Raw genomic sequence first — 23,374 nt, 5'->3', positions numbered from 1 at the left:
AGGCGGAGAATGGTTGATTATAGCTAACGAGGGGTTTTGCCTTGCCGGCGGCTTGGTTTGTCGTTGTTCTGGGTTCTTTGGCCTTTCCTTGCTTTGTTATTGGTCTATTAGACCGACAAGCCAGCAAGGAAAGGCCAAAGAAGCCAGAACAACGACAAAAAAGCGCCGCCCCCACCGGGGCATATAATGTCCCCCGAACTGCGCTCCGCGAAAAAAATGCCCGACCTCCTCTCCAATCTGAACCCCGAACAACACGCCGCCGTAACGCTCCCGAACGAGCCCGCCCTGATCCTGGCGGGCGCCGGCAGCGGCAAAACCCGCGTCCTGATCACCCGCATCGCGTGGCTGATCCAGCAAGGCCTCGCGTCCCCCGCGACCGTCCTCGCGGTGACCTTCACCAACAAAGCCGCCCGCGAAATGATGGCGCGCCTATCGGCGCTCTTGCCGATCGACACGCGCGGCATGTGGATCGGCACGTTCCACGGCCTGTGCAACCGGATGCTGCGCGCGCATCACCGCGACGCCGGGCTGCCCGCCACGTTCCAGATCCTCGATACCGCGGACCAGCTGTCGGCGATCAAGCGCCTGATGAAGGGCCTCAACATCGACGACGAAAAGTACCCGGCGAAAAACCTCCAGTACTTCATCAACAACGCGAAAGAGCAGGGCCTGCGCCCCAAAGACGTCGACGCCACCGACAACTTCAACCGCAAGTTCGTCGAGCTCTACGAAGCCTACGATCAGCAATGCCAGCGCGAAGGCGTCGTCGATTTCCCCGAGCTGCTGCTGCGCTGCTACGAGCTGCTCGCGCATAATCCGCCGCTGCGCGCGCATTACCAGGCGCGCTTCAGGCACATCCTCGTCGACGAGTTTCAGGACACCAACAAGCTGCAATACGCGTGGCTCAAGCTGCTCGCGGGCCAGCACAACGCGATCTTCGCGGTCGGTGACGACGACCAGTCGATCTATGCGTTCCGCGGCGCGAACGTCGGCAACATGCGCGACTTCGAGCACGAGTTCAACGTGCGCAATCTGATCAAGCTCGAGCAGAACTATCGCTCGCATGGCCATATTCTCGATGCGGCGAACCAGCTGATCGCGAACAACTCGCGCCGGCTCGGCAAGAATCTGCGCACCGACGCAGGCCACGGCGAACCGGTGCGCGTCTACGAATCGGCGACCGATTCGCAGGAGGCCGGCTGGATCGTCGAAGAGATCCGCGCGCTCATCAACAACGGCCTGTCGCGCAGCGAGATCGCGGTGCTCTACCGCAGCAACGCGCAGTCGCGCACGATCGAGCACACGCTCGTCAATGCGGGCATCGCGTACCGCGTGTACGGCGGCCTGCGCTTTTTCGAGCGTCAGGAAGTCAAGCACGCGCTCGCGTACCTTCGCCTGATCGACAACCCGAACGACGACACCGCGTTCGGCCGCGTCGTCAATTTCCCGACCCGCGGCATCGGCGCGCGTTCGATCGAACAGCTCGCCGACGCGGCGCGTCTGTACAACTGCTCGATGGCCGCGGCGATTCCGTACGTCGCTGGCAAGGCGGGCTCGAGTCTCGCCGCGTTCGCGAACCTGGTCGGCAAGATGCGCGCCGACATGCAGCAGATGAGCCTGCCGGAGACCGTCGAGTACGTGGTCCGCGCGAGCGGTCTCGCCGACTTCTATCAGAACGAGCGCGAAGGCCAGGAACGGCTCGAGAACTTGCAGGAACTCGTCAACGCGGCCGCCGCGTTCGTCAGCGAGGAAGGCTACGGGCTCGATACGCCTGCGCGTTCGATCCCGCTGCGCCCGGGCGCCAGCGCCGCGCCCGAACTCGCGGTCGCGACCGACGATCCGAACACGGTGGTTCTCGACGCCCCGGGCATCGCCGATCCCGCGCAAAACCCCGACACGATGACGCCGCTCGCGGGCTTCCTGTCGCACGCGTCGCTCGAAGCGGGCGACAACCAGGCGCAGGCCGGCCAGGAAGCGGTGCAACTGATGACGGTGCACGCGGCAAAAGGGCTCGAATTCACCGCGGTGTTCATCACCGGTCTCGAAGAAGGGCTGTTCCCGCACGAGAACAGCGCGATGGAGGCGGACGGCCTCGAAGAAGAGCGGCGCCTGATGTATGTCGCGATCACGCGCGCGAAGGAGCGGCTGTATCTGTCGTTCGCGCAGAGCCGGATGCTGCACGGTCAGACCCGCTACAACATCCGCTCGCGTTTCTTCGACGAATTGCCGCAGGAAACGCTGAAGTGGCTCACGCCGAAGGTCGAGGCGGGCTCGCGCTGGGGCGGTCGCTCGGACAACGCCGGCTACGGGCGCGACTGGTTTGCGCGGCCGGGCTACGGCGGCGGTTCGGCGGCCGCGGTGACTTCTGCGCCGGCGCCGGCCTTCGCGAACGAGCAACGCGCGGCCGAAACGGGCTTCCGCGTCGGCCAGCAGGTGTTCCACACGAAGTTCGGCGAAGGCACGATCACCGCGCTCGAAGGCAACGGCGCCGACGCGAAAGCGCAGGTCCGCTTCAAGCGGCACGGCGAAAAGTGGCTGGCGCTGGCGGTGGCAAAATTGCAGGCGGTCGAATGAGCACGCCCTTGAACCTCAGCCATGGTGCGCGCCGACCGCTCGGCATTCTGGCCGCGTTGCCGCAGGAACTCGGCGACCTGATCGAAGCGATGCGCGCCGAGTCCGGCGTGCGCACGGTCAAGTACGGCCAGCGTGACTACCACGTCGGCACCGTGCACGGCACGCCGTGTGTCGTCACGCTCGCGCGCGTCGGCAAGGTCGCGGCGGCCGCGACGGTCAGCGCGCTGATTCACGCGTTCGATGTCGAAGCCGTGGTGTTCACCGGTGTCGCGGGTGGGGTCGGGGTCGATGTGCATGTCGGCGATATCGTCGTCGCGAGTACGCTGATGCAGCACGATCTCGACGCGTCGCCGCTATTTCCGCGCTTCGAGGTGCCGCTGCTCGGCATGTCGCGCTTTGCCGCCGATGCCGCGCTCGCCGATCGTCTCACGCTCGCATGCGAGCAGTTCGTCGCCGAAGAAGGCGCGGCCTGCGCCGCCCGGTTCGGCACGCGCGAGCCGCGCGTGCATCGCGGCTTGATCGTCAGCGGCGATCAGTTCGTCGCGAGCGCGGCGGCCGTCGCGGCTTTGCGCAACGCGCTGCCCGACGCGCTCGCGGTCGAGATGGAGGGCGCGGCGATCGCGCAGGTCTGCTACGAGTACGGCGTGCTGTGCGCGGTCGTGCGCACGATTTCCGATACGGCCGACGATCACGCGCCCGGATCGTTCATGTCGTTTCTGACCGGCATCGCGGGCACGTATTCGAACGCGATCCTCGCGCGCTTTTTGGGCACGCGGCACGCCGCGGGCTGAGCGCCCGCCGATTCATTTCTTCGTGCCGTCGCCGAGCGCGTCGCGCACCTGCTGTAGCGCGGCCGGATCTTCGATCGTCGGCAGATCTCCGGGCTCGCGTCCCTCGGCGAGCGCCGCGATAGCGCGGCGCAATAGCTTGCCGGAGCGCGTCTTCGGCAGCATCGATACCATCACCACGCGCGCGGGCCGCGCAATCGAGCCGAGATGGCGGTCGACCGTCATCGTCAGCTCGGCGGCGAGCCGCGCGCGCTCGCTCGGGTCGCCTTCGCTTTGCGCGCCGCGCAGCACGACGAAGGCCATCGCCGCCTGACCCTTGACCGGATCGGTCACGCCGACCACCGCGACTTCCGCGACGGCCGCATGGCTCGACAGCGCCTCCTCGATCTCGCGCGTGCCGAGCCGATGGCCCGCGACGTTGATCACGTCGTCGGTGCGGCCGAGGATCGTCACGTAGCCGTCCTCGTCCTGCACGCCCCAGTCGAACGTCGAATAGACCTGCTGGTTCGGCACGCTCGACCAGTAGGTGCCGACGAAGCGCTTGTCGTCGCCCCACACCGTCGACATGCAGCCCGGCGGCAGCGGATAGTCGAGCGTCAGCACGCCTTTCTCGCCGGGCGCGCACGGCTCGCCGGTCAGCTCGTCGCGCACGGTCAGGCTATAGCCGACCGACGGTACGCCCGGCGAGCCGAGCTTGGTCGGCAGTACCTCGATGCCGCGCGGAATCGCGAGCATCGGCCAGCCGGTTTCGGTCTGCCAGTAGTTGTCGATCACCGGCTTGTTCAGCGCGGTCGAGATCCATTCGGCGGTTGGTTCGTCGAGCGGTTCGCCGGCGAGAAACAGCGTGCGCAGGCTCGACAGATCGGCTGCCTTCATCAGCGCCGGGTCCTGCTTCTTCAGCACGCGTATCGCCGTCGGCGCGGTAAACATCAGGTTGATCTTGTGCTGTTCGACGAGGCGCCACCAGATGCCGCCGTCCGGGCGAATCGGCGTGCCTTCGTACATCACCGTGGTCAGCCCCGCGATCAGCGGCGCGTACACGATGTAGCTGTGGCCGACCACCCAGCCGACGTCGGACGCGGTGAACATCGTGTCGCCGGCCTTGCCCTCAAAGATGTATCCATCGATGCCGCGAGCGCGACCGCATAGCCGCCCACATCGCGCTGCACGCCCTTCGGCTTGCCGGTCGTGCCCGACGTGTAAAGCACGTACGACGGCTCGTTCGATTCGAGCCATTCGCACGGCACGTGGGCGTCGAAGAACTGTTCGCGCAGCGGCTCGTAGGCGACGAGGTAGGGCGCGTTCAGGCGCTCGGGCGCGAGCTGCCGGTCGATCAGCAGCACGTGCGGTGTCTTGTGCTTCGCGCGCGACAGCGCTTCGTCGACGAGCGGCGTGTAGTCGACCACTTTGCCGCCGCGCGCGCCGGCGTCGGCGGTCACGATCAGCACCGGCTTCGCGTCGTCGATCCGCGCGGCGAGGTTCGGCGCCGCGAAGCCGCCGAACACGACCGAGTGGATCGCGCCCAGCCGCGCGCAGGCGAGCATCGCGAACAGTGCCTCGGGGATCATCGGCAGATAGATCAGCACGACGTCGCCGCGCTTCACGCCGAGCGAACGCATGACCGCGGCCATGCGGTTGATTTCGGCGTACAGCTCGGCGTAAGTGTACTGCCGCTCGATGCCGGTTTCGGTCGATACGTAGACCAGCGCGTTTTGCTGTGCGCGCTCGGCCAGATGTCGGTCGACCGCGTTATGACAGAGGTTTGTGCGGCCGCCGACGAACCAGCGCGCGAATGGCGGCTTCGAGCGGTCGAGCACGGTGCCGAATGGCGTGTGCCAGTGAATGCGCTGGGCTTCTTCGCGCCAGAAGGCTTCGGGGTGTTCGATCGAGCGGCGGTGGAAATCGCGGTAGCGGGTCATCGGCGGCGATCCTCGTGCGGCGGGAGTGGACGGGGGTGGACGCAAGTTGTGCGCCTGGGGCGGCGCGGGCGGATACACCTTGGCATTGTGCGCCGGAAATTGCTCGGATGCGGGGCGGTTTTCTTTCGTTGGTCTGGCTGTCCATCAGGCCGATCCGATTTTCGAAAGTCTGTTGTCATCGCGCATTCATTAACATTGCCTGACAGACCCGAAGCGATTTCTGGCCTATCTTCGGAAGATAGCCAAAAAAGCGTCACGCAAAATGAATAAGAACATTTTCCGGCTGGTATTCAGCCGCTCCCGGGGCATGCTCGTTGCCGTTGCAGAAACCGCCATCGCCCACGGCCGGGCCGCTGACGGCGGAACCCGCACTCCTTGCACTCCTGTCTTTACCACGCAGTTCGCGATGCGCCACGCGGCCTTTGCCGTGCTGGTACTCGCCGGATTCGCTCCCGCTCTGTCGGACGCACAGATCGTCCCCTCTGGGGCGAACGCGCCGAACGTGATCAGTACGGCGAACGGACTACCACAGGTGAACGTGAACCGGCCCTCGGGGAGTGGTGGCGTATCACTAAATACCTATTCGCAATTTGACGTCTCACGTTCAGGCGCGATTCTGAACAATTCACCCGTGATAACGGGCACGCAGCAGGCCGGGCAGATCAACGGCAACCCGAATCTGGGGGCGAACCAGGCTGCGCGCATCATCGTGAACCAGGTCAGCAGCAGCGCGGCGAGTCAGATCAACGGCATGCTCGAGGTTGCGGGGCAACGCGCAGAGGTGGTGATAGCTAACGGCTCCGGCATTTCGGTGAACGGCGGCGGCTTTCTGAATACCTCGCGCGCCATTCTGACGACAGGCACGCCGAACTTTGCCCCGGATGGTTCGCTCACCGGTTTTAATGTGACTCGCGGCAACATCACCGTGCAGGGAGCGGGACTCGACGGCTCGACTGTGGACCAGGTTGACCTGCTGGCCCGAGCGGTGCAGATCAATGCGGAGGTGTACGCGGGGAAAAACCTGAATGTTATCGCCGGTGCAAACCAGATCGGTCACGACTCACTGGCATTCACGCCGATTGCAGGCGACGGACCTGCACCGGCCGTCTCGATCGATGTGAGCCAGCTGGGCGGCATGTACAGCGGGCGTATTTTTCTGGCGAGCAATGAGTACGGCGTAGGTGTTTCGAACCAGGGCGTGATCGCCGCGCAGGCGGGCGACCTGACGCTGCAATCGGATGGCCTGCTGTCCCTCACCGGCAAGACCAGCGCGAGCGGCAATCTTGCCGCCACCGCTGGCGATATCCAGAACAGCGGCACGACCTACGCGCAGCAAAGCGCGACGCTTTCGGCCAGCGGTACGGTCACGAACAGCGGCCTGGTGGCCGCGCAGCAAAATACAACCGTCAACGCCGCCAGCGTGAATTCAACTGGCACGCTCGCGGCGGGCGTGAACGGCGACGGCTCGCTCGCGCAGACGGGTGACCTGAATGTAAGCGCATCCGGCGCTGTCACTGCAGCCGGCCGCAATGTGGCAGGCGGCAATGCGAGCGTGAGTGGCGCGGCGATTAATCTCGCGGGCGCGACCAGTTCGGCGAATGGCGCGCTTTCACTCGCTGCGAACAGCGGTGACCTGAACCTGTCGGGCGCGACTACGACGGCGGGCGGCACGCTCGACGCTCGCGCGGCAGGCACATTCACGAACGACAACGGCGCAATGTCGTCGGGCGGCGCACAGACCATCACGGCTGGCGCACTCTCGAACCGCAACGGCCAGATCGTTTCGGGCGGTCCGCTGACGGCTAACGTGACAGATGCTGTGTCGAACGCGGGCGGCACGATGCAGGCGGCGGGGGCGCTAACGGCGAACGCAGGCAGCCTCGACAATACGGCAGGTCACATCGCCTCACTCAATGGCGATGGCCTGAGCGTCTTTACGACGGGCCTGCTGAACAACGGCGCTGGCGGCACCATCGGCGGCAACGGGAGCGTGACCGCGCAGGCCGGCCAGCTTGCCAACGCGGGCTCGATCACGGCAGTGCAGTCGCTGATCGCCCGCGCCGTGCAGACGCTATTCAACGGCGGCATCCTGGCCGCCAACGGCAACACGACCGTCTCGGCGGGCACGGTGCTGACCAGTTCCGGCACAATCGCAGCCGGCCAGCTGGCGAGCGCAAGCGCCACGACGATCGACAACAGCGCGGGCGCGATCAGCGCGAATCAGATCGCGCTGCAAGGAACGAATCTCGTCAACCACGGCGGCACGATCACGCAGACCGGAACCGGCGCGACGACGCTCGACGTGACCGGTACGCTCGACAACTCGGCAGGCGGCACACTCCAGACCAACAGCACGGACCTGACCCTTGCACCGGCCGCGTTCGACAACGACGGCGGCACGATTACGCATGCGGGTACCGGCACGCTGACGATTGCGCCGGGTAACGGAGCCGGGTCAATCTCGAACGTTGACGGAACGATCATCACTGCCGGTCAGATCGCCGCGCAGGCCGGGAGCCTGAACAACGCGACGGGCGTGTTCGCCGCCCAGGGCAATATCGCGGCGAGCATCGCAGGCGATATCAACAATACGCAGGGCGCGATGCGCTCGCTCGCGTCCCTCTCGCTCGCCAGTGGCGGCGCGCTGACGAATACGAACGGACAGATCCAGTCGGGCACGGGCGCGGCGGGCGATGCGAGCACGCTCGGCGTTCAGGCTGCGTCGATCGACAATACGAACGGTCTCATCAGCAACCTCGGCACGGGCGATGCGACCGTGCAGGGTGGCAGCCAGATCGTCAACAGTGGCGGTGTCATGACGGGTAACGGTCATGTGGCCGTTGACACGTCATCGCTCTCCAATACCCAGGGTGGTCAACTGAGCGGCGCGAGCCTCGCGGTTCAGGCGGCTACCGTCGACAACAGCGGCGGCAGGATCGGCAGTTTTGCGGGCTCGACCGGCGACGTTGCCATCACGACGACCGGCGCGGTGACGAACGCGAACGGCCAGATTGGCGCGACGCATGATCTGTCCGTGAATGCCGCGACGCTGACGGGCGGTGGTACGTACAGCGCGGCTTATGACGTGGCAGTGAGCGTTCAGGGCGATTTCGCGCCGACGCCCGATGTGCATTTCAACGCCGGTCATGACCTGTCCTTTACCCTGCCGGGCACGTTCAGCAATCGCGCGCTGGTTGAGGCGGCGAACAACCTGAACGTCCATGCCGCCGATGTCCGGAACAGCGGAGTCATGATGGCGGGCAGCACGCTCGCGGCGCATTCGAACACGCTGGAAAATACGGGCGTGATGGTCGGCGGCAGCGTCTCGCTGAACGCCACGCAATCGATCACGAACGTCGGGCCGACCGCGCTGATCGGTGCGACGGACAGTAACGGAACGCTCGAACTGCTCGCACCCGATATCGAGAACCGCGACGACACCACGACGACCGACACGCAGGCGACCACCGCGATATACGGTCTTGGCAAGATGGTGCTGGCGGGTGGAAAAAACGCGGACGGCAGTTATACCAGCGCGAACCTGATCCGCAACCAGTCGGCGCTGATCGAGTCGGCCGGCAACATGGAACTGCACACCGCTCAGGTGACGAACACGCGCACGACGATGACCACGACGGGTCTTAACCAGTCGGTCGATCCGGCCCTGCTCGCGCAGCTCGGCATCAGCCTGTCGGGCTGCACGGCGGTCGACATGGCCGCCTGCTCCGGTCAGGACATAGGCTGGGCCATCTCCCAGCCGGATAACCCGGCATTCCTGACCATGATTGGCGGTGTGTACACGATCCCGCCGCACGGCGGCCAGTGGAATAGCGGCTACCAGTACACGACTTACACGGGCGTGGCGGTGGCGAACCTGATCGCCTCCATCAGCCCGCAGGCGCAGATCATGGCGGGCGGCAACCTGGATGCGTCGAAAGTGGGGCTATTCCAGAACTACTGGAGCGCGGTCGCGGCCGTCGGCAACATCGCCGCGCCCGTGACGCTCGACCAGAATAGCTGGCGCGGGCAACTTGCGCCCGGCGTGCAGGTAACCTATTCAGGCCAGTATCACTACAACAATTACGACAACACCGAACACAACTGGCAGTTGCCGTTCGGCAACGCGACGTTCGTGACCTCCAATCCAGGCGGCTACCAGGTCGCGCCGGCTGACATCCGCACCTACGCGCTGCCGAGCTACGAATCGACGTTTGTCGCGGGCAGCACGCTTTCCGGCACGGGCGTGAACATCGATAACACGGCGGGCAATGCAGGTATCCCATCGCCCGGTCTTGCCCCCGGCCAGTCGCTGGGCGGCGTGACTGTTGGCGCAGTCAGCGGCGGTGGTCTGGTCAATCCGGTCATCGCCAATGCGACTGCGCAGAACGTGCTGCAAAACCTCTCGATTCCCCAGGGCGGGCTGTTCAGCCCCGCCACCTCACCGGGTGCAACCTACCTGATCGAGACCAACCCGGCGTTCACGAACCAGAAGTCGTTCATATCGAGCGACTACTACCTGCAACAGCTTGGCCTGAATCCGCAGACGACGGAAAAGCGCCTGGGCGACGGATTCTACGAACTGCAACTGGTCCGGAACCAGATTACGTCGCTCACTGGCAACGCGGTACTCGGCCCGTACACCGACCTTCAGTCGATGTATCAGGCGATGCTCGACGCGGGTGCGTCACTGTCGAAGTCGCTCGATCTGCCGTTCGGCATGAGCCTGTCGGCTGAGCAGGTGGCCGTGCTCACGACCAACGTCATCATCATGCAGACCGAGACCGTCAACGGGCAGCCGGTACTCGTGCCGGTCGTCTATCTCGCGAAGGCCAGCCAGCAGGACATGAACGGTCCGCTGATCGCGGCGACCGACATCGATCTGCGCAACACGCAGACGTTCACGAATAGCGGCACGATGCAGGCAGGCAATACGCTGTCGATCCAGGGCCAGCAGATCGACAACGCGTTCGGCAAGCTGCAAAGCGGCGGCCTGATGTCGCTGGCGACCACTGGCAATGTGGACCTGACCTCGGCCACGGTGAATGCGGGCAGCCTCGCGCTGAACACGGGCGGCGACCTGTTGCTGAACACGGCGGTCAAGACCATTGATCAGGTCAGCGCAACTGGCGCGACACGCACCAGGACCACGCTTGGCCCCATCGCGAACCTGAACGTGGCGGGCGATGCGGTCATCGTCACGGGCGGCAACATCGAGCAGAACGCGGGCAACCTGACCGTGGGCGGCAACCTCGGCATGGCCGTGGGCGGGAACTACGATATCGGCTCGGTGCAGACCGGCGAGCATAAGGTGGTCGCGGGCGCGAACGGCGTGTCGAACACCAGCATCAACCAGACGACAGGCAGTTCGATTAACGTCGGCGGCGTCTCGCAGATCGGCGTGGGCGGCAACCTGAGCGCGACGGGCGCTGATATCAACCTGGGCGGTGGCGGGACGGTTGCGGCGAACGGCGACGTCACGCTCCAGGCGGCGAAGGCGACCTCGACTGTCGACAGCAGCAGTTCCGGTAGCGATAGCCACGTCAGCTACTCAGCGTCGCAGCATACCTCAGCCGATACCCTGACAGGGACGACGCTCCATGCCGGAGATTCACTGACCGTCGCATCGGGCCACGATCTCAACCTCATCGGCAGCACGATCAGTCTCGACCAGGGGACGGCGACGCTGGCGGCAGCGAACAATGTGAATATCGGTGCGGCCACCGCAACCTATGTCGACAATTCGCAGGAACAGCACAGCCACAGCACTATCGTGAGCGGCAAGGAAGTGGCGAGTTCGGGCAACACCACCGCCACGCTCTCGCAGGGCAGCCTGGTTTCCGCAGACGCCGTGACCATCGCCAGCGGTAACGACATCAATGTGAAAGGCAGCACGATTGTCGGCACGAACGATGTCGCGCTCAGTGCTGCGCATGACGTGAATATCACGACGACGCAGGACACCATGCAGTCGTCCAGCAGTTACCAGGAGAAGCGCACGGGCCTGGGAACGAGCGGCCTGAGCGTGACGGTCGGCACCAGCAAGCTCGCGACGACCAGTGAGGCATCGGGTGTCACGAACAACGCGAGCACGGTCGGCTCGCTGAACGGCGACCTGTCGATCCAGGCGGGTAACACCCTGCACGTTACCGGCAGCGATCTTGTCGCGGGCGGGAACCTCGCTGGAACGGCGGCGAACGTCATCATCGATGCGGCCACCGATACCTCGCACCAGGCGCAGACGCAGAAGACCAGCAGCAGCGGCCTCACGATTGGTCTGGCGGGTTCGGTCGGCGATGCGATCAACAACGCGTATTCGGAAAGTCAGGCCGCGAAGAATTCGGCCAGCACGGGCAACGACCGTGCGGCTGCGCTGCACAGCATTGCGGCGGCGGGCGATGTGGCGATAGCGGGCATGGGGGCGAAAACCCTGGCCGATGGTGGCAAGCCCGACATCGGCATCAAGGTCAGCATCGGGTCCAGCAAGAGCGAAAGCCAGTCGTCGGAAGCTCAGACAATGCAGCGTGGCTCCAGCGTGCAGGCAGGCGGCACGGCGGGATTCATCGCGACGAACGGCGACCTGACCATTGCCGGGTCGAACATCAGCGCGAACGATGTCATTCTGGCGGCGAAAAACGAGGTGAACGTCATCAACACGACCGACACCGATTCGACGCGTAGCTCAAACAGTTCCAGCAGCGCGAGTGTTGGCGTGCAGTACACGCTGGGCGGCGGCTTTGGCGTCTCGGCTGCGATGTCGAACGCACATGGCGACGCGAATAGCGACGCGTCGATCCAGAACGCGTCACATGTGAACGGCGCGAACAGCGTCACGGTGATATCGGGCGGCGACACGAACATCATCGGCTCGCAGATCCACGGCAAGCAGATCGCGGCCGACGTGGGCGGCAACCTGAATATCGTGAGTGTGCAGGATGTGACGAACAGCGCCGCGCACCAGAGCAGCACGGGCGGCGGGTTCACGATCAGCCAGGGCGGCGGCAGCGCCAGCTTCAGCGCGCAGAACGGCCATGCCGGTTCGAACTACGCGGGCGTCAATGAACAGGCTGGCATCAATGCGGGAGATGGCGGGTTCAACATCAACGTCAAGGGCAACACGGACCTGACGGGCGGAGTGATATCGAGCACGGCCGACGCGTCGAACAACAGTCTGACAACCGGCACGCTCACGTTCAGCGATATCCGGAACCAGTCGCACTACAGCGCCAACAGCAACGGTATCGGTGCGGGCGTGGGCTTCGGTGGTAACACCGGCAAGGCGGTTGGCCCCGGTTCGGTGAGCGGCCATCCGGGCGTGTCGCCGATGATTTCGCAGAACGAAAGCGGCGACGAGAGCGCAACGACGCGCAGCGCGATCAGCGCGGGCACGATCAACGTGACGAACAGCGCCGGCCAGACTCAGGACGTGGCGAACCTGTCGCGCGACACGACGAATACGAACGGCACAGTTGCGAATACGCCGGACGTGAACGCTATCCTGTCGCAGCAGGCCGACACGATGCAGGCCGCGCAGGCGGCGGGTCAGGCGGTGTCGCAAGGTATCGGCGCGTACGCGGACATGAAGCGCGACGAAGCGGCGGCAGCCTACAAGGCCGCGTCCGATCGCGGCGACAGCGAAGGCATGGCCGCAGCAGCGGCTGACTACAACAACTGGAAGGAAGGCGGCGATTCGCGCGCCGGACTGCACGTTGCGGGCGGTGCGCTGATTGGTGGGCTCGGTGGCGGTAGCGCGTTCAGTACGATTGGCGGTGCTGCTGGCGCGGGCGTGGCGTCGAAGATGGCCGGTTCGCTGAACGATATCTCGAAGGGTGTAGCGTCAGCGACGGGATCGGACCTGATCGGCAATCTCGCGGCCAACATCGCCGCGGGCGTAGCTGGCGCTGCGGTCGGCGGTACAGCGGGCGCGGCGATGGCGTCGAACGTGCAACTGTACAACCAGTCGATGGATGATGAACGTGCATTGACGGGCGACCCTGGTAAGAAATCGCCGTCCCTGTTCTCCCTCGCACTGCAAGGCATTGCGAACGGCCTGAGTGCGATCATTGGCATGGGTGGTGGCGTGCCGCCCGCTGCTAGTCCGGGGATGGTGCTGGCGAATGGCGCGGGACAGGTGCTGAACGCTGTCCCCGGTCTGCCTGGGTATGTGCCCGATAATGCAACGCTGAACGATGGCGGCGACGCTGCCAAAAGTCCGAGTACACCCACAGGAATGAACGGTAGTCCGATGAATGTGCCGCGCGGCACAAACGCGCCAACAACTATCAACGGGTTGGACTACTCAGGTCATTCGATAGATCAAATGCAAGGTCGAGGTGTTCCGCCCTCGGCGGTGAAGAACACGATCGAGAACGGTGTCACCTATCCTACCCGAGAGGGAACGACAGGATACTATGATGCAGCGAACAACCTTAGAGTTGTTACGAACTCTAAAACAGGATTGGTTGTAACAGTAATCCCCGGAGCACCTGGAAAATGAAAAAGACCTTCGTTGGCCTTGATTTGGACGTGAAGAAAATCCTACTTAACGAATGGGATCCAATTGGGATTGCTGACTTTCAGGAAGCAGACGACGAATACGACTCATATGTTCCGTACGTTAGTCGGATGCTACGAGAACACAAGACAGTTGAGGAACTGTACACCTATCTCCGGTGGATTGAAGTTGAGCGCATTTGTCTTGACGGTGATGAGGCACACACGCGAAACATCGCAAACCAGCTGATGGATTTATCTAAGGGCTAAGTTCAACGTACAAGGGACTGCTGGCAATGGGCCTTTGACGTTACACGGGTGATCAAAGCACCACTCGCAGAATCGAGGACCAATTTAGTAATGAAAGTCTCAAAGAGGCTGGCGGCATTGCCGCTTACAGCCCTGATAACGCTCGCGCACGCGCAGCAGACGCCGACGCCCACACCGGCGGATAAAGCAGCAGCGGCACGCGCCAACGCCGAGCAGAACCAGCAGGTCGAGCAGCAACGCAATGCACAGGAACGCGAAGCGACGGTTAATGCGCCTTCGGTGCGCTCGACGGTTGAGCGCGCCTCTGGCTGGCCAGACCTGCCGCCTGAAACGCCGTGCTTCCGCATTGACTCGTTCGTGCTTGACGTGCCAGCGACGCTACCTGACGCCGTGCGCTCGCAAGGCGCATCCGCGTTGCCGCTCGACCGCTTCGCGTTCGCCCGCGAATGGCTCGACCACTACAGGGCGCAATGCGTGGGCAAGGCAGGACTCGACATGCTCACGAAGGGACTGCAACAAGTCATCCTGAGCCGGGGCTACATCACCACGCGCGTGCTGCTGCCCGAGCAGGACCTCTCTACTGGCACGCTGAAGTTCGCACTGGTGCCGGGTGTCGTGCGTGCGATCCGCTTCGCCGAACCTGCCACGCGCGGCACGTGGAAAACCGCCTTCCCGGCCCGCGAGGGTGACCTGCTGAACCTGCGCGACCTCGAACAGGGACTCGAACAGATGAAGCGCGTCAGCAGTCAGGACGTGGACATGAAAATCGAGCCGACTGATGTACCCGGCGAAAGCGACATTGTCGTCACGGTAAAGCGCGCGAAGCCGTGGACAGTCGTCGCCTCGGTGGACAACTCGGGCACGCGGGCCACCGGCAAGCTGCAAGGCAACCTGAGCCTTGGCATCGACAATCCGCTCGGGCTGAACGACGTTTTCAACGTCGGCGTGAGTCAGGACCTCGAATTTGGTGACAAAGGTCTCGGTTCGCACGGCTGGAACGGCTTCTATTCCGTTCCGTGGGGCTATTGGACCGGCACGCTGTCAGCCTATACGAACACGTACTACCAGCAGATCGCGGGCGTCAACACGACTTTCGTGTCGAGCGGCAATTCGCAGACGGTCGATTTCAAACTGGCGCGTGTCCTCATGCGCAGCCAGAACAACGTACTCGGCGTGCAGTTCCGGCTGACGAAGCGCTTTGGCGAGAGCTTCATCGAAGATACCGATATTCCGCAGCAGCATCGCAACAACACCTTCATCGAGGCGGGGCTAACTGACCGTCATTACTTCGGCGCGTCGCAGTTCGACGGCAGTCTCGCGTACCGTCAGGGTGTGGGCGGACTTGGGGCGACAGCAGACTTTTACGAGAATGGTCCGACTTACCGCTTCCGCATGGCTGTGCTCGACGCGAACCTGTCGGTGCCGTTGCAGATCGCGAACCAGCCGCTACGCTACGTCACAACCGTTCACGGCCAGTTCACCAACAACACGCTCAACTATATCGATGACCTGACCATTGGCAGCCGCTACACGGTGCGCGGCTTCGACGGCGAAACGATGCTCGCGGCCGAGTGCGGTTTCTTCTGGCGCAATGAGCTTCAGTTATCGATCGGCTCGACCGGCCAGTCTGTGTATGCCGGTATCGACTACGGCCGCGTGTTCGGCCCCAACGCCGCGTTTCTCGCCGGTACTCAACTCGCGGGCGCGGTGATCGGTGCGCGCGGCAGCGCATCGGCAAAGCTCGGTGCGCTCGCCTATGACCTGTTTGCAGGTACGCCGATCTATAAACCGTCGGGCTTTCCAACTGCGCGCGTGACGCTCGGATTCCAGGTGACGGGGCAGTTCTGACAGACCGCCTGCGCCGTTTCCGCGGTCGCCGCAACGCGGGGCAACGCTAATAGACCGACAAGTCAGCAAGGAAAAGCCAAAGAAACCAGAACAACGAAAAAAGCCCCATCCCGCAGCGATATCACCCCTTCACCCGCTTCTCTTCAACATCCGGCAACAAAACAGTGAGCACCCCAATCAACGGCAAAAACGAACAAACCTTATAAACAAACCCAATACTGGTAGCGTCTGCCAATTGCCCCAGCACCGCGGCGCCAACGCCGCCCAACCCAAAGGCAAAACCAAAGAACAACCCCGCCACCATCCCCACCTTCCCAGGAATCAACTCCTGCGCATAAACAAGAATCGCCGAGAACGCAGAAGCGAGCACCACCCCGATCACAACAGTCAGCACCCCTGTCCAGAACAGATTCGCATACGGCAGCAGCAGCGTGAAAGGCGCGACGCCAAGAATCGACACCCAGATCACATACTTGCGCCCGATCCTGTCGCCAATCGGCCCGCCGATCACCGTCCCCGCCGCGACTGCCGCGAGGAACACGAACAGATGAATCTGCGCGGCCTGCACCGACAGATGGAACTTGTCGATCAGATAGAACGTGAAATAGCTGTTGAGGCTCGCGAGGTAGAAGTACTTGGAGAACACCAGCAACACCAGCACGCTCATCGCGAGGATGATCTTGTTACGCGGCAGCGCCGCATGCGCCGCCTGGCCGCGCGCTTTCCTGACCGACGGATGCCGCTTGTACCAGCGGCCGATCTGCGTGAGCACGACGATCGCGACGAGCGCCGCCGCCGAGAACCACGCGATGCTGCGCTGGCCATGCGGAATCACGATCAGCGCGGCCAGCAGCGGCCCGAGCGACGAACCCGCATTACCGCCAACCTGGAACAGCGACTGCGCGAGACCGTGACGGCCGCCCGAGGCCATCCGCGCGACCCGCGACGACTCCGGATGAAACACCGACGACCCGCAGCCGACCAGCGCCGCGGCGACCAGCAGCACGCTGAAGTTCGGCGCAACCGACATCAGCAGCAGGCCGGCAAGCGTGAAGCCCATGCCGACCGGCAGCGAGTACGGCTTCGGATGCTTGTCGGTATAGCTGCCGACGAGCGGCTGCAGCAGCGACGCGGTGATCTGGTAGGTCAGCGTGATCAGACCGATCTGCCCGAACGACAACGAGAAGTTGTCCTTGAACATCGGGTAGATGGCGAGGATCAGCGACTGGATCATGTCGTTGAGCAGGTGCGAAAAGCTGATTGCACCGAGCACGGAATACACCGTGCGCTGCACTTTGGCGGCCGCCGGCGCGGCGGCGACCGGGGACGCGCTCGCCCCCGTGGCGGATGCGCCGGCGAGGGCGCTTTTGTCGAGGCTCGTTTCCATACGCGAGTAGAAGAAGATCAGGCAAATGGGAGAAAAAATCGGCGCTGGAACCGGTGCGGCAGCGCGCTTCTAGGCGCGTTCCGCCAACTGCTGCGTCGTTTGGTCGCGGCAACCGGCGCTTTGACTATTCAGCCGAAGTTTAATGTGGCCGGAGCGAATTGTAAGGACAAGTTTTGTCGCGAATCGGACACGGGGCAGGATGACTTCGCTTTCGGCTGGGAAAGGCGAATCGTCTGCTCCGCGTTGTCAACGCATTTTTGGCGGGTTTTTGTCTGCGGTATAAAGCGCTCGCGAATGCGTGGCTCACGAAGCGGCGCGTCGGACATGGGACCGGGAGCGGCCGGCGGCGCACGACCCGCCGCCGTCTGATCGCGCGACATTCAAGATCGCGCGGCAGGCTGCCGTAGACCCGGAGAGACAAGCGGGGACGCCGGAACCGATCTTTCCGGCGCGTCGACACATGGGGTGGGGGACTATGGAAGCAGTGGCACAGAGCGCGGCGGCAACGAAGTTCAACGGCCTGTCGGTCAAGGCGACGCTGCGGATCGCGTTCGCGATCCTGCTCGCCGGCACGCTGCTGATCGGCGTGTTTTCGCTGCTGCAGATCGGCCGGCTGAACGCGTCCACGCAATCGATCTACGACCAGGGCCACGTCGCGAGCCGCGCCGCCGAGGAAGCGCGCGGTCACATGCTGCGCGCGAGCCGCGCGCAAAAGATGCTGCTGACCGCGACCACCGCGAAGGAGCGCGACGAACTCGGCGCCGACATCGAGCGCGGCCTCGCCGGTCTGAACGAGCAACTGCGCACGCTGCAGCAGTACGTCGATCCGTCCGACGCGAAGGCGGTCGCCGCGCAGAAGGCGTTCGCTGCGGCGATCGGGACCTGGAGCACCCATCTGCGCGACTTCGTCACGCTCGTGAAAGCGCAGCCGCTCGATCTGTCGCAGATGAACTGGCAGGTCGGCACGCAGGACGTGTCGCTGCTCGTCGAAACCGGCAAGCTCGAAAAGCTCGTCGACGAACTCGTCGCCCAGCGCGGCACCGCCGCGAAGGCGACGATCGACGCGTCCGGCTTCATCTACCAGTCGTCGTTCGTGATGATCGCGGTGATGACGCTCGCACTGATCGTGCTCGCGTTCGGCATCGCGGCGTGGGTCGTGCGGCGGCTCACCGCGCAGCTCGGCGGCGAGCCCGCGTACGCGAAGGAAATCGCGCGCCGCATCGCCGCGGGCGATCTGTCGAATCGCATCGCGCTCGGCGGCAAGGACCGTTCGAGCATGCTGTTCGCGCTGTCCGACATGCAAAGCGGACTCGCGACGACGGTCGCCGACATCGCATCGAGCGCCGATGCGATCGCGACCGCGTCCGGCCAGATTTCGATGGGCAACCTGGACCTGTCGCAACGCACCGAGCAGCAGGCGCTCGCGCTCGAGCGCACCGCGAGCAGCATGGAACAGCTGACGTCGACGGTCCGTCAGAACGCCGACAACGCGAAGCAGGCGAGCGCGCTCGCGAACAACGCGTCGGAGATCGCCGAGCAGGGCGGCGCGGTCGTCAGCCGCGTGGTCGCGACGATGAACGACATCAACGACAGCGCGCGCAGCATCGGCGACATCATCGGCGTGATCGAGGGGATCGCGTTCCAGACCAACATCCTCGCGCTGAACGCGGCCGTCGAAGCGGCGCGCGCGGGCGAGGAGGGGCGCGGCTTTTCGGTGGTGGCGGCGGAAGTGCGCAATCTGGCGCAACGGAGCGCTGCGGCCGCGAAAGAGATCAAAGGCTTGATCCAGACGTCGGTCGAGCGCGTCGGCAATGGCTCGACGCTCGCCGCGGACGCCGGTCAGACGATGGACGAAGTCGTCAAGGCCGTGAAGCGCGTAACCGACATCATCGGCGAGATTTCGGCGGCGTCGTCCGAGCAGAGCGCCGGTATCGAGGCGATCAATCTCGCGGTCACGCAGATGGACGCGGGCACGCAGCAGAACGCCGCGCTGGTGGAGGAGGCCACCGCCGCGGCGCGCTCGCTCGACGATCAGGCGCGCGGGCTGAAGGCGATGGTGGGGCAGTTCCGGCTGTAAAAACCGGCGCGGTGGGAGCCGGAACCCGTTCCCGGCCGCACGACCACCGTGCAGGTCGTGCCCGCCGCCAGCATCAGATCGGCCGGCATCGAGTCGATCTTCACGCGCACAGGCACGCGTTGCGCGAGGCACTTCGGCCCGATCGCTGACGCGCACGTGCGGCAGCCTGGCTTCCTCGAAATAGCCATACACCCAGAACGAGTGACTATCGACGATCGCGAGCTCCGCGGCGTCGGCGGTCGCATAGTCGCAGCCGAACACCGCGAGGTTCATCGAAAGCCGATTTTGGGCGGTCGCCCATGTACGGACTGCCTGTCGCACGGTAATTATCTGACTGCTGTCAACTCCGGCAGCGACTTCAGATAGACCAACGACACACCTATGTCCCTGTCCGTATTTGAGATGCACTCCGTGGAGCTGTTCTGTCAGCGGCCACCGGGTGCCTGTTACGTCATCTGTGACGAGTGGCACTATAAAGCGTGCCTTGGCAAGGCCGCAGTCCGTCAGAGGGCCAGGGCGGAGACCCGGGAGTTTCTCGAGATTGCCGCACTGAATCACAGGAAGTGGGAGGACGACCGGAAGCTGGTCAGGCGCATCCAGAAGAGTAGCTGGCTGTTTTTCCATAGCGCGCGGTACCGTAACCCCGACACCGATGGATGGTGGGTCATCGTTGCTCTTCTCGAAGAGGTTCGCCGGGGCAAACTGCTTGCCATTAGAGGTCCGCGTAATGGCCTGTTTCCGTCACCTTACCGCAGCGCGCCGCTGAGGAATCCCGTTGCGAGGACCGGCAGTCATCCGGACGGCGAACCCATTCGGTCCGTCGAGTATGATCCGGCCACCTGGCAAGCCCAGTTAACCGCTGCGCGCGCAGCCAGGGTGACACCGCCACACATCGAGATACCGCAGGCACTGACCAAGGCGCAGCGGTGGCAGACGCGCAAGGCGCTGATTGCGACGGGCAATGCGGCCATGTCCGGGCGCGTGCGGGCGGCGGCTGAACGGCTCGCGCGCAACAATGTCGCGGTGGAGAAGGCCAGACTCTCCGATCATGTCTACGAGCCGTCCGGGCCGGTGCCGGAAGGGTGGGCGAACCGCAGCGGGGATAGGGGATTTCTACGGCAGTACGGCTTGAAGCCAATAGACCTGGAAATCGAAGGCGCGAACTTCAGGGCGCAGCTCTACGAACCGGATGCGGCGATCTTCGGTGCCGACATGAATCCGACACTCGCCTTCAAGGGAACCGAAATGACGAGCCTGAGCGACTGGTCGAACAACTTTAACCAGAGCGTGGATATGCAATCACCCTATTACAAGAGGGCTGTCAATCTAGGTAAAAATCTAGCCTTCTCAACAGAACCTATCGACATCACAGGTCACTCGCTAGGTGGCGGTCTGTGTTCTGCCGCTTCTTTGGCCAGCGGCAAGGACTGCTGGAGCTTCAACGCCGCCGGTCTGCACCCGAAGACGGTCGAACACTACGGCGGCCAGGTCACGCCATCGAACACCAATGCCTACCATGTGAATGGCGACATTCTGACCGTGGTACAGACGTGGACGCCCCTATCAGGTGCAGCCGGTACTCCCTATCCGCTGCATGGCAGCGGCTCACCCCTGTCGCGCCACTTCATCACGCAGGCAATTGACGGCATCGAGCAGCAGAAGGCGGAGGACATCACCGTACTTGAAACATTGTCAGAGCGAGGCTGAAAGCGATGAAAACACTCAGCCGAATCCTTATCCTGCCGGCGCTGTTACTGGCGCTATCTTCTGCGGTTCATGCAATGAAAAAATTTCCCGCCATTGATTTTTTTAGCGGCCCGCAACTCGAACTGGCGCAGGCCATCGAGCGAGGTGACATGGAGCAGGTCCGGCGGCTGGCACCAAAGACCGATCTGAACACGCCGGGACGCAAGAACATGACGATGCTGTTTTTTGCGTTTCAGGAAGCATTGCAGCGCGACCCGCATCGGCTTGCGGTTGCGTCGGAGGTGGTGAGGGCCGGGGCTGATCCCTTGCAGGCCGTACCGGATTTTGGCAGCCCCCTCGGGGTCCTGCTCAACAGCTCCCACCCGGAATTCCTGAGCGCGATGCTGGACGGGGGCGTTGATCCTAATTTGGTCTACAAGGGAGATCCATTAATTTTCTTTGTTGCAGGAGAGTCGACATCCGCCTCACTCAAGCTGCTGGTGGAGCGTGGCGCGGATCTGAACCGGCGCGATTCGTTGCGCAATTCAGTGCTATTTGAAGCATTAATGAACAACGCGCTCGATCAGATCGACTACCTTCTCGATCACGGCGCAAACCCGTCCACTTACAACATCAACGGCGTATCGTTCCCATTCGCGCTTTCACATGACATCAACAGAAACGCCTCCGCACCTGATTCACCGGCATACAGGAAGCTGGTCCAAATCCGGGACCGCATCATCAGGATGGGCGTGAAATGGCCCCCGGAGACACCGGCGCAGATACGGGCACGTTGGGGAGCCAATCCTCCGCGCCGGCTCGATGACAGCAAGCTTCCGCTGCCTTGACGCCGCTTCACGCTGGCGAGAGGTTAGAAGTTCATAACCGCCTCGCACTCGACAAGGCGGATAGGGCTGAAGGCGACGATGAGGCAGTTCCGACTATAAAAAGCGGCGCGGTCATCAGCTCGCATTGACCGACGGGGAGTGAGACCCGGACCCCGTCCCCGGCCGCACGACCACCGTGCAGGTCGTGCCCGCCGCCAGCATCACATCGGCCGGCACCGAGTCGATCTTCACACGCACCGGCACGCGCTGCGCGAGGCGCACCCAGTTGAAGGTCGGATTCACGTCCGCGAGCAGCTCGTGGCTTTGCGGATTGTCGCGGTCGTAGATGCCGCGCGAGATGCTCTCCACATGGCCTTGCAGCGTGCCGCCGCTCATCAGCCGCACTTCGGCCTGATCGCCGATGCGCACGTGCGGCAGCTTGGTTTCCTCGAAATAGCCATACACCCAGAACGAATGACTATCGACGATCGCGAGCTTCGCCGCGCCGGCGGTCGCATAGTCGCCGCGGAACACCGAGAGGTTCGTCACATAGCCATCGACCGGCGACACGACGCGCGTGCGCTCGAGGTTCAGCTTCGCGGCGTCGAGCGCGGCGAGCGCCTGCTGATAGGCGGCACCGGCGGCGGACGCGGTATGCGTCGCGTTTTCGCGGCTTTCCTTCGACACCACCTGCGAATCCATGTCCGCACGCCGTTGCGCGTCGTCGCGCTTCATCTGCAATTCGGCCTTGCGCGCGGCAACCGCGGCCTGCGCCTGCTCGACCGCGATCTGGTAGTGCGACGGATCGATCTGCATCAGCAGGTCGCCCTTCTTCACGAACTGGTTGTCCTTGACCGGCAGATCGACGATCGCGCCCGACACGTCCGGCGCGACGTTGACGATCTCGGCGCGTACGCGGCCGTCGCGCGTCCACGGTTCGTCCATGTAATGGACCCACAGCACGCGGCCAATCAGGATCGCGACGATGAAAATGACGGCTGTCGCGATGAAGCCCACAAGATTTCGGATGGTCATGTTTCGACTCTGATCAACGATAAACGGCGAGGCCGAGAAGGCCGCACACGGACACGAGCAAACTCGCCCGGAACAGGGAGGGATGCCACACCACGCGATACAGGCCCGTATAGGCGATCACGCGATCGAGTAGCCAGGTCAGCGCGGCGCCCGCGATGAACAGCAGCAGAATGGCCGGCACATAGGCATCGAGCACGGCGATATCACGCGGCATGAGGAGCTCCTTCTTCTTCTGAGATGTGCGCGCGCGCGCCGATCGCCGAGGCGAGCGGCGACTGCGGATCGAGCAGCGCGGTACGGATGAAATGCAGTTGACTGAGAATGCGCAGCAGTTGATGGCGTTCTTCGCGCGATGGCGTAAAGCCGGCCATCAGCTGCTGCACTTGAGCGATCGCATCGGCGGTCGCCGCGAGCGCGCGTTCGAAGTGCCGCTCCCGCGGCCGCTCGAACAGCGCCGCGAGCGCATCGCGCAG

At 63.8% G+C, this 23,374-nt stretch carries 12 protein-coding genes and 2 pseudogenes; 8 read left to right on the top strand and 6 right to left on the bottom strand.

Annotated features, from left to right (window positions below; all coding sequences use genetic code 11):
* The first annotated feature begins 216 nt into the window (after positions 1-216).
* Both AB3X89_RS34080 and AB3X89_RS34075 read left to right on the top strand, forming a co-directional pair.
* Positions 217-2,574: a UvrD-helicase domain-containing protein gene (locus tag AB3X89_RS34080; protein ID WP_368587188.1), complete on the top strand. Its 2,358-nt coding sequence runs from the start codon at positions 217-219 to the stop codon at positions 2,572-2,574.
* Entirely contained in the window at positions 2,571-3,365 is a 795-nt protein-coding gene (locus AB3X89_RS34075; RefSeq protein ID WP_368587187.1) for a 5'-methylthioadenosine/adenosylhomocysteine nucleosidase, read from the top strand. The genes AB3X89_RS34080 and AB3X89_RS34075 overlap by 4 nt, the downstream gene beginning before the upstream one ends.
* Positions 3,366-3,377: 12 nt before the next feature.
* Here AB3X89_RS34075 and AB3X89_RS34070 read toward each other — a convergent pair.
* A pseudogene (locus tag AB3X89_RS34070) lies at positions 3,378-5,281 on the bottom strand (propionate--CoA ligase).
* 262 nt (positions 5,282-5,543) lie between these two features.
* On the opposite strand from AB3X89_RS34070, the gene AB3X89_RS34065 reads away from it, so the two are divergent.
* The 3 genes from AB3X89_RS34065 to AB3X89_RS34055 all read left to right on the top strand — a co-directional run bounded on the left by AB3X89_RS34065 (position 5,544) and on the right by AB3X89_RS34055 (position 15,889).
* Positions 5,544-13,775, top strand: coding sequence for a hemagglutinin repeat-containing protein (locus tag AB3X89_RS34065; RefSeq protein ID WP_368587186.1), 8,232 nt, complete (start codon positions 5,544-5,546; stop codon positions 13,773-13,775).
* On the top strand, positions 13,772-14,041 hold the full coding sequence (locus tag AB3X89_RS34060; RefSeq protein ID WP_368587185.1) for a hypothetical protein: 270 nt from the start codon (positions 13,772-13,774) through the stop codon (positions 14,039-14,041). The genes AB3X89_RS34065 and AB3X89_RS34060 overlap by 4 nt, the downstream gene beginning before the upstream one ends.
* A gap of 90 nt (positions 14,042-14,131) precedes the next feature.
* Positions 14,132-15,889 carry a ShlB/FhaC/HecB family hemolysin secretion/activation protein gene (locus tag AB3X89_RS34055; RefSeq protein WP_368587184.1) on the top strand — a complete coding sequence of 586 codons (1,758 nt, stop codon included), beginning with the start codon at positions 14,132-14,134 and terminating at the stop codon, positions 15,887-15,889.
* A gap of 121 nt (positions 15,890-16,010) precedes the next feature.
* On the opposite strand, the gene AB3X89_RS34050 is transcribed toward AB3X89_RS34055, so the two are convergent.
* Positions 16,011-17,276 carry an MFS transporter gene (locus tag AB3X89_RS34050; RefSeq protein WP_368587183.1) on the bottom strand — a complete coding sequence of 422 codons (1,266 nt, stop codon included), beginning with the start codon at positions 17,274-17,276 and terminating at the stop codon, positions 16,011-16,013.
* Between the two features lie 475 nt (positions 17,277-17,751).
* On the opposite strand from AB3X89_RS34050, the gene AB3X89_RS34045 reads away from it, so the two are divergent.
* On the top strand, positions 17,752-19,353 hold the full coding sequence (locus tag AB3X89_RS34045) for a methyl-accepting chemotaxis protein (protein WP_368587182.1): 1,602 nt from the start codon (positions 17,752-17,754) through the stop codon (positions 19,351-19,353).
* Here the strand turns inward: AB3X89_RS34045 and AB3X89_RS34040 are convergent.
* Positions 19,308-19,632 (bottom strand): annotated as a pseudogene (locus AB3X89_RS34040) (hypothetical protein); the annotation flags it as partial. The gene AB3X89_RS34045 and the pseudogene AB3X89_RS34040 overlap by 46 nt on opposite strands.
* A 102-nt stretch (positions 19,633-19,734) precedes the next feature.
* On the opposite strand from AB3X89_RS34040, the gene AB3X89_RS34035 reads away from it, so the two are divergent.
* A complete protein-coding gene (locus tag AB3X89_RS34035; RefSeq protein ID WP_368587181.1) occupies positions 19,735-21,060 on the top strand; it encodes a hypothetical protein in 1,326 nt (441 codons plus the stop codon).
* 5 nt (positions 21,061-21,065) lie between these two features.
* Positions 21,066-21,887 (top strand): ankyrin repeat domain-containing protein, encoded by an 822-nt coding sequence (locus tag AB3X89_RS34030; RefSeq protein ID WP_368587180.1) that lies wholly within the window; start codon positions 21,066-21,068, stop codon positions 21,885-21,887.
* Positions 21,888-22,001: 114 nt separating this feature from the next.
* Here the strand turns inward: AB3X89_RS34030 and AB3X89_RS34025 are convergent, their stop codons facing one another.
* The 3 genes from AB3X89_RS34025 to AB3X89_RS34015 form a co-directional block, all read right to left on the bottom strand.
* Positions 22,002-22,901, bottom strand: a complete 900-nt coding sequence (locus AB3X89_RS34025; RefSeq protein ID WP_368587179.1) for an efflux RND transporter periplasmic adaptor subunit — start codon at positions 22,899-22,901, stop codon at positions 22,002-22,004.
* Between the two features lie 13 nt (positions 22,902-22,914).
* Positions 22,915-23,115 carry a DUF1656 domain-containing protein gene (locus AB3X89_RS34020; protein ID WP_013089944.1) on the bottom strand — a complete coding sequence of 67 codons (201 nt, stop codon included), beginning with the start codon at positions 23,113-23,115 and terminating at the stop codon, positions 22,915-22,917.
* Positions 23,105-23,374 (bottom strand): FUSC family protein (locus AB3X89_RS34015; RefSeq protein WP_368587178.1); only part of this gene is annotated, 270 nt, incomplete at its 5' end. The genes AB3X89_RS34015 and AB3X89_RS34020, both read right to left, overlap by 11 nt.

Origin of the sequence: Paraburkholderia sp. BR14320 (assembly GCF_040948665.1) — a bacterium.
In the GTDB taxonomy this organism is placed as follows: Bacteria; Pseudomonadota; Gammaproteobacteria; order Burkholderiales; family Burkholderiaceae; genus Paraburkholderia; species Paraburkholderia youngii.
Note: the sequence above shows the minus strand (reverse complement) of the source record. Positions and strands in the feature narration are given on the sequence as shown.

Excerpts from the sequence above, each read along its gene's own strand:
- AB3X89_RS34020 (WP_013089944.1), bottom strand. The coding sequence starts at position 23,115 with ATGCCGCGTGATATCGCCGTGCTCGATGCCTATGTGCCGGCCATTCTG.
- AB3X89_RS34060 (WP_368587185.1), top strand. The coding sequence starts at position 13,772 with ATGAAAAAGACCTTCGTTGGCCTTGATTTGGACGTGAAGAAAATCCTA.
- AB3X89_RS34080 (WP_368587188.1), top strand. The coding sequence starts at position 217 with ATGCCCGACCTCCTCTCCAATCTGAACCCCGAACAACACGCCGCCGTA.
- AB3X89_RS34045 (WP_368587182.1), top strand. The coding sequence starts at position 17,752 with ATGGAAGCAGTGGCACAGAGCGCGGCGGCAACGAAGTTCAACGGCCTG.
- AB3X89_RS34065 (WP_368587186.1), top strand. The coding sequence starts at position 5,544 with ATGAATAAGAACATTTTCCGGCTGGTATTCAGCCGCTCCCGGGGCATG.
- AB3X89_RS34035 (WP_368587181.1), top strand. The coding sequence starts at position 19,735 with ATGTCCCTGTCCGTATTTGAGATGCACTCCGTGGAGCTGTTCTGTCAG.
- AB3X89_RS34055 (WP_368587184.1), top strand. The coding sequence starts at position 14,132 with ATGAAAGTCTCAAAGAGGCTGGCGGCATTGCCGCTTACAGCCCTGATA.
- AB3X89_RS34030 (WP_368587180.1), top strand. The coding sequence starts at position 21,066 with ATGAAAACACTCAGCCGAATCCTTATCCTGCCGGCGCTGTTACTGGCG.
- AB3X89_RS34075 (WP_368587187.1), top strand. The coding sequence starts at position 2,571 with ATGAGCACGCCCTTGAACCTCAGCCATGGTGCGCGCCGACCGCTCGGC.
- AB3X89_RS34025 (WP_368587179.1), bottom strand. The coding sequence starts at position 22,901 with ATGACCATCCGAAATCTTGTGGGCTTCATCGCGACAGCCGTCATTTTC.
- AB3X89_RS34050 (WP_368587183.1), bottom strand. The coding sequence starts at position 17,276 with ATGGAAACGAGCCTCGACAAAAGCGCCCTCGCCGGCGCATCCGCCACG.